This window comes from Orbaceae bacterium lpD02, from assembly GCA_036251875.1.
Classification (GTDB): Bacteria; Pseudomonadota; Gammaproteobacteria; order Enterobacterales; family Orbaceae; genus Orbus; species Orbus sturtevantii.
In genome coordinates this window covers 1,359,198-1,375,406 of the sequence record CP133960.1, presented here as the reverse complement: position 1 = coordinate 1,375,406, position 16,209 = coordinate 1,359,198, and the positions used below count along the sequence as shown (strand labels likewise).

The window sequence follows — 16,209 nt, the reverse complement described above, 5'->3', positions numbered from 1 at the left end:
GTGATATTAAAGTATATGAAAAAAATGGTTAGAATGGTTTTACTGCTACTATTGGCATTGATTATGTTTAGTCCAGCATATGGTAAAGTGGTTATTGCAATCGATGCTGGGCATGGAGGAAAGGACTCAGGAGCCGTTGGTCAGCAAAAGTTATATGAAAAAACAGTAACGTTATCGATTGCTAAAAAACTGACAGCGTTGATTAATAAAGATCGCGATTTAAAAGCGATATTAACGCGTTCAAACGATAGCTATATTTTTGTTTCGCAGCGTTCTGAAATTGCACGTAAACACAAGGCCGATTTATTAATTTCAATTCACGCAGATGCAGCACCTAATCGTAATGCTCAAGGTGCTTCAGTATGGGTTTTGTCAACAAAAAGGGCCAATACCGAACTTGGTAGCTGGATTGAGAAGCATGAAAAACAATCTGAGTTGTTAGGTGGTGCGGGTGATGTTTTATCTGACGGTGATAATCCATTTTTAAGTCAAGCGATATTAGATTTGCAGTTTTCTAATTCTCAACGCGTAGGTTATGGGCTTGCCACGGAAGTGTTAAATGAAATGGCAAAGGTTGTTTCATTACATAAACGGATCCCCGAACATGCAAGCCTTGGGGTGCTTCGTTCTCCAGATATTCCATCAATTTTGATTGAAGTCGGTTTTATATCTAATTTGAGTGAGGAAAAACTACTTCGTAGTGAGGCTCATCAAAATAAAATTGCTCAGGCGATTTATAAAGGTTTGAAAAGTTATATAAAAACTAATCCAATTAACAAGGAAAACCATTAATGGCGATCTTAATTCTTCCTCCTCAGTTAGCTAATCAAATTGCCGCTGGAGAAGTAGTAGAAAGACCTTCATCAATAATTAAAGAGCTCGTTGAAAATAGTATTGATGCGGGAGCGAATCGGATTGATATTGAGGTCGAACAAGGTGGCTGCAAGCTAATTCGTATTCGAGATAATGGCTGCGGTATAGCAAAAGATGAGCTTGGCCTTGCGTTAGCGAGACATGCAACAAGTAAAATTAGTACTCTAGACGATTTGGAAGCAATTGTCAGTTTAGGTTTTAGAGGTGAAGCTTTAGCAAGTATTAGCTCTGTATCTAGGCTAACATTAACCTCTAAGCCAAAAAACCAAGCAGAAGCTTGGCAAGTTTATGCCGAAGGGCGGGATATGCAACCAATAATAAAGCCTGCGTCTCATCCAACAGGAACAACCGTCGAAGTATTGGACATTTTTTATAATACACCCGCTAGGCGAAGGTTTTTAAAAACAGAAAAAACAGAATTTGCCCATATTGATGAGATTATTCGGCGTATTGCATTAGCGCGTTTAGATATAACATTTAATCTTCAACATAATGGTAAACTCATTAAGCAATATCGTGCGGCAGAGTCTGAACAGCAAATTGAAAAGCGAGTTGCAGCTATTTGCGGTACAACTTTTATGCAAAAAAGCATTAAATTATCGTGGCAACATGATGATTTATTAATTAAAGGTTGGATATCACAACATTCAGGTCAAGAGGCATTACAATATTTTTATGTTAACGGCCGAGTGGTAAAAGATCGTCTACTTAACCATGCTTTAAAACAAGCTTTTTTAGAAGCGCGCAAATCGTCTGTTTATTCAACTGATGAGGCCATCAGTTATGTGATTTATCTTGAACTCGATCCTAGGCAAGTTGATGTTAACGTGCATCCTGCAAAGCATGAAGTTCGTTTTCATGAAGCGAGGCTGGTGCACGATTTTGTCTACCAAGCGATGATTATGGCATTAGGCTCGGCAAATGAAAGTGCTGCAAACCTTTCGCCGGCAGGCCAACAAGCTCAAAATAATAATGAATTTCATGTCAAACCTAATCGAGCTGCTGCTGGGGAAAATATTTTTAACCGTCCAGCTGCAGTTCAATTATCGTCCTCGAACTTAACCCAAAGTAGTTATCATTATCAAGGTAGTGGCGACAAAAAAAACACGCATAATTTAGAGAATAAAATATATAGCCAATTAGTTCAGCCTATTACGAATGAAAGGCAGTGCCAAGAAGCGCCGATTTCTCCCCCACAACAGGCCGTAATTTCATCGCTATTTCCTAAACGTAACGAGCCCTTGGTCGTAAGGGAAAATGAGCTTGAATTATCTTCGGCGGTTAAATTAGGGCGAGTGTTAACCATTATTGATAACAATTATGTTTTGTTAGAAAAACATGATTACCAACAGCAGCAAATCAGTTTATTATCACTAAAAAATGCTCAATTAGCGCTATTTAAAAGCAAAATGTTGCTTAGCACTGCGCTTGATATTGAACGTTTATTAATTCCCTTGTCTATTTTGTTAAGCAAGCAAGAACAACAAGTGCTTAGTCAGACCAAGCTAATGTTGGAAAAGCTTAATTTTGAATTTAATATTGATAAGTCCAAATTACAATTAAATGCTGTCCCTAAGTTGATGAGGAAAGCTAATTGGCAGTTTCTATTGCCAAGGTTAATCTCTTTATTGTTATTACATGCAACAAGCCCTGACTTGGACTTATTGATTCATCAATGGTTAGTTGAGCAATATGCTTTACTTATTGATGAACAAGAAATCATTTGGAATATACCTAAAGCGATTGCGGTATTAACTGAACTCGAACAACTCCATGAACAAGAGAGTGTTTTGTCTGATATTATTAAACCAGTTGATCTATCGTTTATTACATCATCATTTAAGTCTGATATATTATGAATAAACCATCCGTTTTTACGCTAATGGGACCGACAGCTTCAGGTAAAACAGCGCTGGCTATGGCATTGAGTGACCACTACCCGATTGATATTATTAGTGTTGATTCCGCTCTGATTTATAAAGGGATGGATATCGGTACTGCCAAGCCATCAGTGCAAGAACTCGTTAACTATCCGCATAAGTTAATTAATATTAAAGATCCTTTTGAGAGTTATTCTGCTGCCGACTTTCGCCGAGATGCGATTATAGAAATTGAGTCATCATTAAGCAAGGATCGTATACCGTTATTGGTTGGCGGTACAATGCTTTATTTTAAAGCATTACTTGATGGCTTATCGCCTTTGCCGCCGGCGAATGAAAATGTTCGTAAGACTATTGAAGAAAAAGCTTTACGAGACGGTTGGCAGGCTATTCATGCGGAGCTCGCTAAAGTTGATCCTATATCGGCAGCAAGAATTCACCCTAATGACCCTCAGCGCTTAAATCGCGCTTTAGAAGTCTATTTAATTTCGGGTAAATCATTGACTGATTTAACTCAAGATAAAGGGAGTGCTTTAAATTATAATGTTGTGCAGTTTGCGGTTGAATGTGACGATCGCGCATTACTGCATCGCCGTATTGAGCAACGTTTCATTAAGATGTTAGAGCAAGGTTTTGAAAATGAGGTAAACGTTTTGATGCAAAGAGGTGATCTTCACCTTAATTTACCATCGATGCGATGTGTAGGCTATCGGCAAATGTGGGAGTATTTGTCGGGTGATATAAACTATGATGAGATGGTATTTAAAGGTATTTGTGCGACGAGGCAATTAGCAAAAAGACAAATAACTTGGCTACGAGGCTGGCAAAACTCGATTGAGTGGGTTAATAGCAATGCTCCTAAAAATTTTTTTGAATTATTTTCTAAACAATTTAGGTAATGATGATACTTAAATAACGATTTTCCTTATTTTGATTGTATTGATATTGATCAATATGCGTAAAAAATATACTTAATAAAGTTTTTTTACTACTTTAAATCGACTAAATTTAAATTATTTTTGTCATAATTGCTTATAACCTGTTTAAGATCATTCATTTTTGTGATAATTTGGAGTTGGTTTAGCTTATTATTGTGATAATAAGAAGCTTTATTTCATTTATTTTGGTTTTTCTCGTTATAAAAAGGATAATTACATGTCAAAAGGGCAATCACTACAAGATCCTTATTTAAATATATTGCGCCGTGAGCATATCCCGGTTTCAATTTATTTAGTTAATGGAATTAAGTTACAAGGGCAAATAGAGTCATTCGATCAATTTGTTATTTTGCTAAAAAATACTGTTAGTCAGATGGTATATAAACATGCAATTTCAACGGTTGTTCCATCCAGAACTATTTCTGGTTCGTTTTCACAAACAGATGATGAAAGTGAAGATTCAGACTAATTTATCTTCTTTTCTATGGAGGGTAATGATTGTTTGACCGATATAAGGGTGGAGAAAAAGCTTTATTAGTTCATGTTTTTTTCCCGCAGGAAAGCGATGTCGAGGATTTAAACGAGTTTGAAGTATTAGTCTCTTCTGCTCAGATTAAAATTCTCGATATTGTTACTACTTCAAGAAAAGCGGTAAGCGTAAAATACTTTATCGGAGAAGGAAAGGCATTAGAGCTTGCCGCATTAGTAAAAGAACTCGATGCCTCGGTTATCCTCGTCAACCATTCACTCACCCCAACGCAAGAACGTAATCTTGAAAAATTATGCGAATGTCGCGTCGTCGACAGGACTGGTGTTATTCTCGATATATTTGCTCAGCGGGCTCGCACCCATGAAGGTAAGTTACAAGTAGAGCTTGCACAATTACAATATATTTCTACCCGATTAGTGAGAGGTTGGACTCATTTAGAGCGGCAAAAGGGAGGAATAGGCTTAAGAGGCCCGGGTGAAACTCAGCTAGAAACCGATCGTCGTTTAATTCGCCATCGAATTCAGTTGATTTTGTCTCGGCTCAGTAAAGTCGAAAAGCAACGAGAGCAAAATCGACGTTCTAGGCTGAAAGCTGATTTATCATCTGTTTCTCTAGTCGGTTATACCAATGCAGGGAAGTCGACACTATTTAATGCTATTACTGATGCCAATGTGTATGCCGCTGATCAACTCTTTGCGACGCTTGACCCAACCTTAAGGCGAATTTTAGTTAAGGATGTTGGCGAAGTTGTGCTCGCCGATACGGTTGGTTTTATCCGCCATTTACCGCATGATTTAATTGCTGCTTTCAAAGCAACGTTGCTTGAAACAAAAGAAGCGACATTATTGTTACATGTTATAGACGCTGCCGATCCTAATTTACTCGACAATATTGATGCGGTAAATGAAGTGTTGTTTGAAATAGAAGCGAATGACACTCCAATTTTGTTAGTCATGAATAAAATCGATTTATTAGATGATAAAGCCCCCACAATTGATTATGATGAAGATGGCGTCCCATTTCGAGTTTGGCTTTCAGCTGAAAATAAGGTAGGATTAGATCTTTTATTCACCGCACTCAAAGAGCGATTAGGTCGACAGATCCAAGCTTGTGAACTGACTATACCGGCTTATTTGAGTCGTTTACGTAGTCGCTTTTATGATTTAAGGGCGGTTGAGCAAGAAATAATTAATGAAGATGGTAGTTTTACTCTACACATTAGACTACCATTAGTCGAATGGAATCGGTTATGTAAACAAGAACCTGATTTATTATATTTAATCAATAGTTATTCAACTAGTTAAAATAGCAAACCTAAAGTGGAGCGTATTAAATATGGCGTGGAATCAGCCCGGAAATAACGGTCAAGATAATGATCCATGGGGAAATGATAAGAACAAAAAGCCCAACGATTTTTTTGGTAAAGTTAATGATTTTTTAAAGAAAAATAATTCACCTGGAGGTAATGGAATGGGAAAAGCTAAATTACCCATGAATCTTCCTATTATTATTGGTGGTATTATATTGATTATCATCATTATTTGGGCAATAAGCGGGTTTTACACCATTAACCAGAGCCAAAGAGGTGTTATTACTCGTTTTGGGCAAGTCCAACCAGAGATTGTTCAGCCAGGTTTAAATTGGAATCCTCCTTTAATTGATACGGTTTATACTGTTGATACGCAAGGCACCAAAAATTTTAATGTTAAAGGCTCCATGATAACAGCAGGTGAAAATCTTGTTTTTGTTGAAATGAATGTTCAATATCGAATTAGTAATCCAATTAAATACCTTTTTAATGTCACTAATGTTGAAGATAGCCTACGTCAGGCAGCAGACAGTGCATTAAGGACTGAAATTGGGAGTTCTAATATGGATGCAATTTTAACGGATGGTCGCTCTTTGCTTGAATCTCGTACTAAAGATGAATTAGTTAATATCATATCTAATTATGATATGGGGATTAGTATTGTGGATTTAAACTTCCAATCCGTTAGACCACCAGAGCAAGTACAAGATGCCTTTAATGATGCAATTAAAGCACGAGAAGATCGTGAACGAGAAATTAATAAAGCTGAAGCGGATAAAGTTCAGTTAGTTCAACAGGCAGAAGGTCGTTCAGCACGAATCCTTGCGGATGCAAATGCTTATCGTGTCCGCGTTGAATTTGAGGCAGAGGGCGATATCTCTCGCTTTGAAAAATTGCTACCACTGTATAACGCTGCGCCCGAGATAACCAAAGAGCGCTTATATATTGATACGATGGAGCGAGTGTTAGCAAAAACCAATAAAGTGATGGTTAACGAGCAAGGTGGTAATTTATTAGTCCTTCCACTAGAGCAGCTATTAAAAAATAAAGACATTAATAATAGTACACTTACTGAGCAGTTTAAATTAAATAGTTCAAATGGTTATCAAATGAATTTTTCTAGTTCTTCGGCAACATCACCGTTGAATAATGGCTCGCCTATATCAATAGATAACTCATCAGGGCGTAGTAATAATAACTCAAATACTACACGCAGTGGACGATAAGGAGAAATCAATATGCGTAAATTATTAATTCCTATCGTTATTATATTAATTGGTATATTTTTCTCATCTATTTATATTATTGAGGAAGGAAACCGTGGTATTGTTTTGCGGTTTAATAAAATTATTGGCTTATCAGAACCAGGGCTTCATTTTAAAATTCCTGGCGTGGATAATATTCGCGTCATTGATGCCAAAATTCAGACAACTGACAGCTCTAATAACAGTGGAAGGGAACAGAAATTTATCACGAGAGAGAAGAAAGATTTAATCGTTGACTATTATGTACAATGGAAAATCATTAACTTTGATCGTTACTATGAAACAGTTGCTGGCGGTAACAGTGTAGAGAATTTATTGTTAGCTAGACTAAATGGACGTTTGCGAGCCGAAATTGGTAAATTAGATATCAAAGATATTATTAATGATACGAGTGCAGAGACCAAATCAAGAAACTCATTGATGCTAAAAGTAAAAGATGCGCTAAATGGAACAAAACAAGGTGCTGCAAAAGTTAAAGAAGTGCCAGTGGAAGAACTTGTTGCAGTTGCTGAAGTCGATCCTGAAAATATTACCAGCATGCTTGCATTTGGTGTTGAAGTTATTGATGTACGTATTAAACAAATAAATTTTCCACCTGAAGTTTCGGAATCAATTTACGATCGAATGAGTGCAGAGCGTGAGGTGGTTGCTCGTGATCAGCGTTTCCAAGGTATAAGAGAAGCGGAAGAAACTCGCGCAGATGCAACGTTAACAGCGACAAAAATTTTATCTGAAGCGGAAAAACAGGCGAGAACAATCCGTGGTGAAGGTGATGCGTACGTTGCTAAGTTGTATGCTGATGCATTTAGTAAAAACTTAGAATTTTTTAGCTTTGTTCGTAGCTTAAAAGCGTATGATCATAGCTTTAATGGAAGTGATGTTATGGTGATTAGTCCAGATAGCGAGTTTTTCCGTTATATGAAACTAGATACTAAGATAAAATCTAATAAAAAGTAACTGCCGCGAGTTTATAGCTAACGAGTAGTTGGAATATATTAATTTAAATTAAATGAGTATGTAAAAATGAGCAATAATGTTGTTGTACTCGGAGCCCAATGGGGTGATGAAGGTAAAGGTAAAATAGTTGACCTACTAACGGAAAAAGCAAAATATGCTGTTCGCTACCAAGGTGGGCATAATGCTGGGCATACATTGGTGATCAACGGTGAAAAAACAGTTTTACATCTAATACCTTCAGGAATTCTAAGAAATAATGTCATTAGTATTATTGCTAATGGGGTCGTACTTAGTCCATCAGCTTTAATGAAAGAGATGCACGAGCTAGAAGGCAAAGGCGTTCCTGTAAGAGAACGATTACTTATTTCAGAAGCGTGCCCATTAATTTTACCGTATCATGTTGCCTTAGACCAAGCGCGGGAAAAAGCAAGAGGACATAAAGCAATTGGAACTACAGGGCGAGGTATTGGACCCGCGTACGAAGATAAAGTTGCTCGCCGAGGATTACGTGTTGGAGATTTAAGAGATCGAGAAGCATTTGCTGAAAAGCTAAAAAGCGTAATGGAATACCATAATTTCCAGTTAGTAAACTACTATAAAACTGACGCTATTGATTATCAAACAGTATTAGATGAAATTTTCGCTATTGCAGATATTCTAATTGCGATGATTGCAGATATTCCTACATTACTTGAATCTGCTCGTAAAAAAGGCGAAAAAATTATGTTTGAAGGTGCACAAGGAACACTGCTTGATATTGATCATGGTACGTATCCTTATGTTACTTCATCAAATACTACTGCAGGTGGTGTTGCGACGGGAACAGGTTTCGGCCCAAGGTATGTGGGCTATGTTCTGGGGATCGTAAAAGCATACTCAACTCGTGTAGGCGCTGGTCCTTTTCCTACGGAATTATTCGATGATGTTGGCGAATTCTTATGCAAACAAGGTAATGAATTTGGCGCGACCACTGGCCGTCGACGACGAACTGGCTGGCTCGATATTGTCGCAATCCGTAAAGCAGTTCAGCTGAACTCTATTTCTGGATTTTGCCTAACTAAACTAGATGTACTTGATGGTCTGGAAGAAGTTAAAGTGTGTACTGGCTATCAATTACCTAATGGCGATATAACGGATATAGCACCTTCTTCAGCTGAAGAATGGAGCATGGTTAAACCCGTTTATGAAACAATGCCTGGTTGGAGTGAAACAACATTTGGAATTAAATCATTTGATGCTCTCCCTCAAGCCGCTAAAGATTATATTAAACGAATAGAGATACTAACTGAAACATCAATTGATATTATTTCAACAGGGCCAGAACGTTTAGAAACAATGATTTTACGAGACCCTTTTGAAGTTTAATCTGTTTAGTTATTTTATGAACTAATTTAAAGGCGCGATGGTAATCGCGCCTTTTCTTTTATATCAAATATAAATTAGAAAATTAATTGGAACGCTCCAAGAATTTAATCTTATTAATTATCAATTAATTAAAATTTGATATGTCTAAGTATTGTGCGGTCGGTCAAAGAAAAGCGTTTTTTCTCTTGCTCAAAGCTAAAAGATGTCTATAATGCGCACCACTGATTCGTTGAAGCAAAAACAAAACGGGTCGGGCAATATGATGAGAAAAACCAAATATAGTTAAGACAAATAAAAAACAAAAAATAGTCTTGACGAATAAGAAAGGTTAGCGTAGTATACGCAACCCTTGAGACAGCGAAAAGAAGTAAGCTGTCAGCTCTTTAAAAATTAAAAACAGACAATCTGTGTGGGCACTGTTAGGACAAAATATAAAAGTCTCCGGACTCAAAAATTAAGTCTTGATAGTGACACTAAAAGATTCATTTGAAATGAAATTATAGTCAGTAACTATTGAGCATCAAACTTTAAATTGAAGAGTTTGATCATGGCTCAGATTGAACGCTGGCGGCAGGCTTAACACATGCAAGTCGAACGGTAACAGAAGAGCTTGCTCTTGCTGACGAGTGGCGGACGGGTGAGTAAAGTATGGGGATCTGCCAAATGGAAGGGGACAACAGTTGGAAACGACTGCTAATACCGTATAATGTCGCGAGACCAAAGTGTGGGACTTTCGGGCCACATGCCATTTGATGAACCCATATGGGATTAGCTAGTAGGTAGGGTAAAGGCCTACCTAGGCGACGATCTCTAGCTGGTCTGAGAGGATGACCAGCCACACTGGAACTGAGACACGGTCCAGACTCCTACGGGAGGCAGCAGTGGGGAATATTGCACAATGGGGGAAACCCTGATGCAGCCATGCCGCGTGTATGAAGAAGGCCTTAGGGTTGTAAAGTACTTTCGGTAATGAGGAAGGTCAGTATTCTAACAGGATACTGAATTGACGTTAATTACAGAAGAAGCACCGGCTAACTCCGTGCCAGCAGCCGCGGTAATACGGAGGGTGCGAGCGTTAATCGGAATGACTGGGCGTAAAGGGCATGTAGGCGGATAATTAAGTTAGGTGTGAAAGCCCCGGGCTCAACCTGGGAATTGCACTTAAAACTGGTTGTCTAGAGTATTGTAGAGGAAGGTAGAATTCCACGTGTAGCGGTGAAATGCGTAGAGATGTGGAGGAATACCGGTGGCGAAGGCGGCCTTCTGGACAGATACTGACGCTGAGATGCGAAAGCGTGGGGAGCAAACAGGATTAGATACCCTGGTAGTCCACGCTGTAAACGATGTCGATTTGGAGTTTGGGGGCATGACCCTTGGGCTCCGGAGCTAACGCGTTAAATCGACCGCCTGGGGAGTACGGCCGCAAGGTTAAAACTCAAATGAATTGACGGGGGCCCGCACAAGCGGTGGAGCATGTGGTTTAATTCGATGCAACGCGAAGAACCTTACCTGGTCTTGACATCCATAGAATTTTGTAGAGATACGAGAGTGCCTTCGGGAGCTATGAGACAGGTGCTGCATGGCTGTCGTCAGCTCGTGTTGTGAAATGTTGGGTTAAGTCCCGCAACGAGCGCAACCCTTATCCTTTGTTGCCAGCACGTAGAGGTGGGAACTCAAAGGAGACTGCCGTTGATAAAGCGGAGGAAGGTGGGGACGACGTCAAGTCATCATGGCCCTTACGACCAGGGCTACACACGTGCTACAATGGCGTATACAAAGGGATGCGAAGGTGCGAACTGGAGCGGACCTCACAAAGTACGTCTAAGTCCGGATTGGAGTCTGCAACTCGACTCCATGAAGTCGGAATCGCTAGTAATCGTGAATCAGAATGTCACGGTGAATACGTTCCCGGGCCTTGTACACACCGCCCGTCACACCATGGGAGTGGGTTGCACCAGAAGTAGATAGCTTAACCTTCGGGAGGGCGTTTACCACGGTGTGGTTCATGACTGGGGTGAAGTCGTAACAAGGTAACCGTAGGGGAACCTGCGGTTGGATCACCTCCTTACGAAGTGCCTAACAGTGTTCACATAGATTGTTTGTTTGAAAGAAGTAAATCGCTTACGTCCCCTTCGTCTAGAGGCCTAGGACATCGCCCTTTCACGGCGGTAACAGGGGTTCGAATCCCCTAGGGGACGCCATTTTAAGACGGGCGGTTTATATCCTTTTATTTTTGTATTCATGATAATGTGAATAGAAGAATAATGCTCTTTAACAATATGGAACAAGCTGAAAGAAACGAGTTCTCGTTTTATGGTGATGAAGTTTGGGTGAAAGTCCAGATGGAATGACGATAAGATAGAGAAAAAGCGAAATTGAGAAAACCAAGACAACTGTAGGTTGTAAGGTTAAGAAATTAAGCGTACACGGTGGATGCCTAGGCAATCAGAGGCGAAGAAGGACGTGTTAATCTGCGAAAAGCGACGGTAAGCTGGTAATAAGCGTTATAACCGTCGATGTCCGAATGGGGAAACCCAGTATAGGTAACTATACTATCCTTAACTGAATAAAATAGGTTAGGGAGGCAAACCGAGGGAACTGAAACATCTCAGTACCTCGAGGAAAAGAAATCAACCGAGATTCCCAAAGTAGCGGCGAGCGAAATGGGAGGAGCCCAAAGCGGGTAGCATAGTGTGTAAGTGGAAGTATCTGGAAAGGTACACGATAGAGGGTGATAGTCCCGTACACGAATACGCATTATGTGGAAGCTTGACGAGTAGGGCGGGACACGTGTTATCCTGTCTGAATATGGGGGGACCATCCTCCAAGGCTAAATACTCCTGATTGACCGATAGTGAACTAGTACCGTGAGGGAAAGGCGAAAAGAACCCCGGCGAGGGGAGTGAAATAGAACCTGAAACCGTGTACGTACAATCAGTGGGAGCATCATTAATGGTGTGACTGCGTACCTTTTGTATAATGGGTCAGCGACTTATATTCTGTAGCGAGGTTAACCGAATAGGGGAGCCGTAGGGAAACCGAGTCTTAACTGGGCGAATGAGTTGCAGGGTATAGACCCGAAACCCGGTGATCTAGCCATGGGCAGGTTGAAGGTTGGGTAACACTAACTGGAGGACCGAACCGACTAATGTTGAAAAATTAGCGGATGACCTGTGGCTGGGGGTGAAAGGCCAATCAAACCGGGAGATAGCTGGTTCTCCCCGAAAGCTATTTAGGTAGCGCCTCATGTATAACTGTTGGGGGTAGAGCACTGTTTCGGCTAGGGGGCCATCCCGGCTTACCAACCCGATGCAAACTCCGAATACCGACAAGTTGAGCATGGGAGACACACGGCGGGTGCTAACGTTCGTCGTGAAGAGGGAAACAACCCAGACCGCCAGCTAAGGTCCCAAAGTCATAGTTAAGTGGGAAACGAAGTGGGAAGGCTTAGACAGCTAGGATGTTGGCTTAGAAGCAGCCATCATTTAAAGAAAGCGTAATAGCTCACTAGTCGAGTCGGCCTGCGCGGAAGATGTAACGGGGCTAAAACTATGCACCGAAGCTGCGGCAGTGTGTGAATAACATATTGGGTAGGGGAGCGTTCTGTAAGCCGTAGAAGGTGAACTGTGAGGTTTGCTGGAGGTATCAGAAGTGCGAATGCTGACATAAGTAACGATAATGCGGGTGAAAAGCCCGCACGCCGGAAGACCAAGGGTTCCTGTCCAACGTTAATCGGGGCAGGGTGAGTCGACCCCTAAGGCGAGGCAGAGATGCGTAGCTAATGGGAAACGGGTTAATATTCCCGTACTGAATGTGACTGCGATGGGGTGACGGAGAAGGCTAGGTTTACCGGGATAGGTCCGCAAGGAGCCCGGGTTAAGCATGTAGGGGTGTGATTAGGCAAATCCGGTCACTGTAACTCTGAGATGTGATGACGAGGCACTAAGGTGCTGAAGTAATTGATGCCCTGCTTCCAGGAAAAGCCTCTAAGCTTCAGGTCATATTTAATCGTACCCGAAACCGACACAGGTGGTCAGGTAGAGAATACTCAGGCGCTTGAGAGAACTCGGGTGAAGGAACTAGGCAAAATGGTGCCGTAACTTCGGGAGAAGGCACGCTGATGGTAATTGAAGTCCGTAGCGGATGGAGGTGAAGTCAGTCGAAGATACCAGCTGGCTGCAACTGTTTAATAAAAACACAGCACTGTGCAAACACGAAAGTGGACGTATACGGTGTGACGCCTGCCCGGTGCTGGAAGGTTAATTGATGGGGTTATCCGTAAGGAGAAGCTCTTGATCGAAGCCCCAGTAAACGGCGGCCGTAACTATAACGGTCCTAAGGTAGCGAAATTCCTTGTCGGGTAAGTTCCGACCTGCACGAATGGCGTAATGATGGCCAGGCTGTCTCCACCCGAGACTCAGTGAAATTGAATTTGCCGTGAAGATGCGGTGTACCCGTGGCAAGACGGAAAGACCCCGTGAACCTTTACTATAGCTTGACAGTGAACATTGAGCCTTAATGTGTAGGATAGGTGGGAGACGAAGAAGTGTGGACGCTAGTTTGCATGGAGTCGACCTTGAAATACCACCCTTTAATGTTTGATGTTCTAACGTAGGGCCCTGAATCGGGTCTACGGACACTGTCTGGTGGGTAGTTTGACTGGGGCGGTCTCCTCCCAAAGAGTAACGGAGGAGCACGAAGGTTAGCTAATCCTGGTCGGACATCAGGAGGTTAGTGCAATGGCATAAGCTAGCTTGACTGCGAGAGTGACGGCTCGAGCAGGTACGAAAGTAGGTCATAGTGATCCGGTGGTTCTGAATGGAAGGGCCATCGCTCAACGGATAAAAGGTACTCCGGGGATAACAGGCTGATACCGCCCAAGAGTTCATATCGACGGCGGTGTTTGGCACCTCGATGTCGGCTCATCACATCCTGGGGCTGAAGTAGGTCCCAAGGGTACGGCTGTTCGCCGTTTAAAGTGGTACGCGAGCTGGGTTTAGAACGTCGTGAGACAGTTCGGTCCCTATCTGCCATGGGCGTAGGAGGATTGAGGGGGTTTGCTTCTAGTACGAGAGGACCGAAGTGAACGCACCGCTGGTGTTCGGGTTGTGATGCCAATTGCATTGCCCGGTAGCTACGTGCGGAATAGATAAGTGCTGAAAGCATCTAAGCACGAAACTAGCCTCGAGATGAGTCCTCCCAGAGTTTACTCTGTAAGGTCCGTTTGAGACTAAGACGTAGATAGGTCAGGTGTGTAAGTGTAGTGATACATTGAGCTAACTGATACTAATGAACCGAGAGTCTTAACCTTACAACTTAGAGTTGTTTTGAATCTCAATGAAAATTTTGGCTTGAGTCTATATTGATGGATGATATGTTTATTTACGGGTAGCTGGTAGCGAGTGAGTTTACTGGTGAGAGGTGGATGGATATATGGTCTAAGAGAAAATGAGTTATGTCTGGCGGCAATGTTGCGGTGGTCCCACCTGATCCATGCCGAACTCAGAAGTGAAACGCCGTGAAGCCGATGGTAGTGTGGGGGTTACCCCATGTGAGAGTAGGTCACCGCCAGACTTTTAATGTTAAGAAGCCCCTTACCTACTGGTATGGGGCTTTTATTTTGATTATTGAATATGTTGTTATACATATCTGCTTAGTTGTTAAGTTTGCTAATTAAGAATGTTAGATCATATTGATTCATATCAGTAAGCTTATAATATTTTCGATATAAAAGAGTTATGTCTGGCGGCAATGTTGCGGTGGTCCCACCTGACCCATGCCGAACTCAGAAGTGAAACGCCGTGAAGCCGATGGTAGTGTGGGGGTTACCCCATGTGAGAGTAGGTCACCGCCAGACTTTTAATATAAAAAAGCCCCTTATCTATTGGTTAGGGGCTTTTTTTTCACTTATTTTGAAGTGCTGATCTGCTAAATATTAACTATCTATTTTTGTTGTGACAAAATATTTATTCGGACTTTAGCGATGATTAAGCCCTAGCGTGACGAGCTTAAGCTTTCCATTGTTATGATGTTGTTATAACTTAAAAAACGTCTATTTCATAATCTGTTAAGATTGTCTCTTAACTGAATCTATTGCTAATGTACGTAACGCTTCTTTATACGGTGAGTCAGGTAGAATATTAATTGCAACAAGTGCTTTTTCTGCTTCCTGCTTAGCAATATTATAAGTAAATTCAAGAGAACCGCACTTATGCATAATATTCAATATTTTTTCCAGTGAATCTCTGCCATTACCTTTTTCGATAATATTGCGGATAATCTGTACTTCATCTTGATCCTGAGTATGGTGCATTGCATGCAAAAGTGGTAAAGTTGGTTTGCCTTCGTTTAAGTCATCACCTAAATTTTTACCTAATGCTACTGTATCTTGAGAACTATAATCTAGCAAGTCGTCAATCAATTGGAAAGCCGTTCCTAAATAACGGCCATAGTTTTGCAACGCATCTTCATACTCTTTTGGTGCTTCACTGATCAATGCGGCTGTATGTGAGGCGGCTTCAAATAACCTTGCGGTCTTACGATAAATCACTTGTAGATACTGCTCTTTGGTTGTGTCAGGATTATTACAGTTCATCAGCTGCTGCACTTCACCTTCTGCAATAACATTGGTTGCTTCGGACATTACTTTTAATACAGGTAATGAACCAATACTAACCATCATTTGAAATGAGCGAGTATAGATATAGTCACCAACCAAAACGCTTGCAGCATTGCCAAATAGCACATTTGCTGTCGAACGACCTCTTCTTAAGTCTGATTCATCAACAACATCATCATGCAGTAATGTTGCGGTATGAATGAATTCGATAAATGCTGCGGCCATAATATGTTTATCACCTTGGTAATTTAAGGCTTTTGCACTTAACAGCATGATGATTGGTCGAATACGTTTACCTCCTCCGCTAATAATATAGCTGCCTAATTGATTTATTAGCATAACATCGGAAGAGAGTTGATTTTGTATTACTTCGTTAACTTTGACTAGTTCATCTTGAACTAAATTAATAATTTGTTGCATTGATGTGTTACCCATCAGATCGACTTACTGCGTTGATTTAAGATCAAATAATTATGTTTATTATCTGATAAAAGTTCTATTACAACAAGACAA

Annotated in this window: 9 protein-coding genes, 1 tRNA gene and 4 rRNA genes; 13 read left to right on the top strand and 1 reads right to left on the bottom strand. The window is 41.0% G+C overall.

Features of this window, described 5'->3' with window-relative positions:
- Positions 1-15: 15 nt before the first annotated feature.
- The 13 genes from RHO12_06055 to rrf (RHO12_05995) all read left to right on the top strand — a co-directional run bounded on the left by RHO12_06055 (position 16) and on the right by rrf (RHO12_05995) (position 14,934).
- A complete protein-coding gene (locus tag RHO12_06055) occupies positions 16-792 on the top strand; it encodes an N-acetylmuramoyl-L-alanine amidase (protein WVD67335.1) in 777 nt (258 codons plus the stop codon).
- Positions 792-2,732 carry a DNA mismatch repair endonuclease MutL gene (gene mutL / locus RHO12_06050; GenBank protein WVD67334.1) on the top strand — a complete coding sequence of 647 codons (1,941 nt, stop codon included), beginning with the start codon at positions 792-794 and terminating at the stop codon, positions 2,730-2,732. Before RHO12_06055 ends, mutL begins: the two co-directional genes overlap by 1 nt.
- Positions 2,729-3,652, top strand: coding sequence for a tRNA (adenosine(37)-N6)-dimethylallyltransferase MiaA (gene miaA, locus RHO12_06045; GenBank protein WVD67333.1), 924 nt, complete (start codon positions 2,729-2,731; stop codon positions 3,650-3,652). The genes mutL and miaA overlap by 4 nt, the downstream gene beginning before the upstream one ends.
- 256 nt (positions 3,653-3,908) lie before the next feature.
- Complete coding sequence (hfq, locus tag RHO12_06040) at positions 3,909-4,160, top strand: RNA chaperone Hfq (protein ID WVD67332.1); 252 nt, start codon at positions 3,909-3,911, stop codon at positions 4,158-4,160.
- Positions 4,161-4,189: 29 nt separating this feature from the next.
- Positions 4,190-5,485, top strand: a complete 1,296-nt coding sequence (gene hflX, locus RHO12_06035; protein ID WVD67331.1) for a ribosome rescue GTPase HflX — start codon at positions 4,190-4,192, stop codon at positions 5,483-5,485.
- 31 nt (positions 5,486-5,516) lie between these two features.
- Positions 5,517-6,716: an FtsH protease activity modulator HflK gene (hflK, locus tag RHO12_06030; GenBank protein WVD67330.1), complete on the top strand. Its 1,200-nt coding sequence runs from the start codon at positions 5,517-5,519 to the stop codon at positions 6,714-6,716.
- A 12-nt stretch (positions 6,717-6,728) separates the two neighbouring features.
- On the top strand, positions 6,729-7,712 hold the full coding sequence (hflC, locus tag RHO12_06025) for a protease modulator HflC (GenBank protein WVD67329.1): 984 nt from the start codon (positions 6,729-6,731) through the stop codon (positions 7,710-7,712).
- 66 nt (positions 7,713-7,778) lie between these two features.
- On the top strand, positions 7,779-9,077 hold the full coding sequence (locus RHO12_06020) for an adenylosuccinate synthase (GenBank protein WVD67328.1): 1,299 nt from the start codon (positions 7,779-7,781) through the stop codon (positions 9,075-9,077).
- Positions 9,078-9,606: 529 nt separating this feature from the next.
- A 16S ribosomal RNA gene (locus RHO12_06015) occupies positions 9,607-11,145 on the top strand.
- Positions 11,146-11,202: 57 nt separating this feature from the next.
- Positions 11,203-11,278, top strand: a tRNA-Glu gene (locus RHO12_06010).
- A gap of 205 nt (positions 11,279-11,483) precedes the next feature.
- Positions 11,484-14,388 (top strand): 23S ribosomal RNA (locus RHO12_06005).
- Between the two features lie 147 nt (positions 14,389-14,535).
- Positions 14,536-14,651: ribosomal RNA gene (rrf, locus tag RHO12_06000) — 5S ribosomal RNA — on the top strand.
- A 167-nt stretch (positions 14,652-14,818) separates the two neighbouring features.
- A 5S ribosomal RNA gene (gene rrf, locus RHO12_05995) occupies positions 14,819-14,934 on the top strand.
- The 16S, 23S and 5S rRNA genes sit together here with 1 tRNA gene alongside, the layout of an rRNA operon.
- 210 nt (positions 14,935-15,144) lie before the next feature.
- Here rrf (RHO12_05995) and ispB read toward each other — a convergent pair.
- Positions 15,145-16,116: an octaprenyl diphosphate synthase gene (ispB, locus tag RHO12_05990; protein WVD67327.1), complete on the bottom strand. Its 972-nt coding sequence runs from the start codon at positions 16,114-16,116 to the stop codon at positions 15,145-15,147.
- Between the last annotated feature and the right edge of the window lie 93 nt (positions 16,117-16,209).

Bases quoted from the DNA above. Each gene is read 5' to 3' on its own strand.
- RHO12_06055 (WVD67335.1), top strand. From the start codon at position 16: ATGAAAAAAATGGTTAGAATGGTTTTACTGCTACTATTGGCATTGATT.
- mutL (WVD67334.1), top strand. From the start codon at position 792: ATGGCGATCTTAATTCTTCCTCCTCAGTTAGCTAATCAAATTGCCGCT.
- miaA (WVD67333.1), top strand. From the start codon at position 2,729: ATGAATAAACCATCCGTTTTTACGCTAATGGGACCGACAGCTTCAGGT.
- hfq (WVD67332.1), top strand. From the start codon at position 3,909: ATGTCAAAAGGGCAATCACTACAAGATCCTTATTTAAATATATTGCGC.
- hflK (WVD67330.1), top strand. From the start codon at position 5,517: ATGGCGTGGAATCAGCCCGGAAATAACGGTCAAGATAATGATCCATGG.
- hflC (WVD67329.1), top strand. From the start codon at position 6,729: ATGCGTAAATTATTAATTCCTATCGTTATTATATTAATTGGTATATTT.
- RHO12_06020 (WVD67328.1), top strand. From the start codon at position 7,779: ATGAGCAATAATGTTGTTGTACTCGGAGCCCAATGGGGTGATGAAGGT.
- ispB (WVD67327.1), bottom strand. From the start codon at position 16,116: ATGCAACAAATTATTAATTTAGTTCAAGATGAACTAGTCAAAGTTAAC.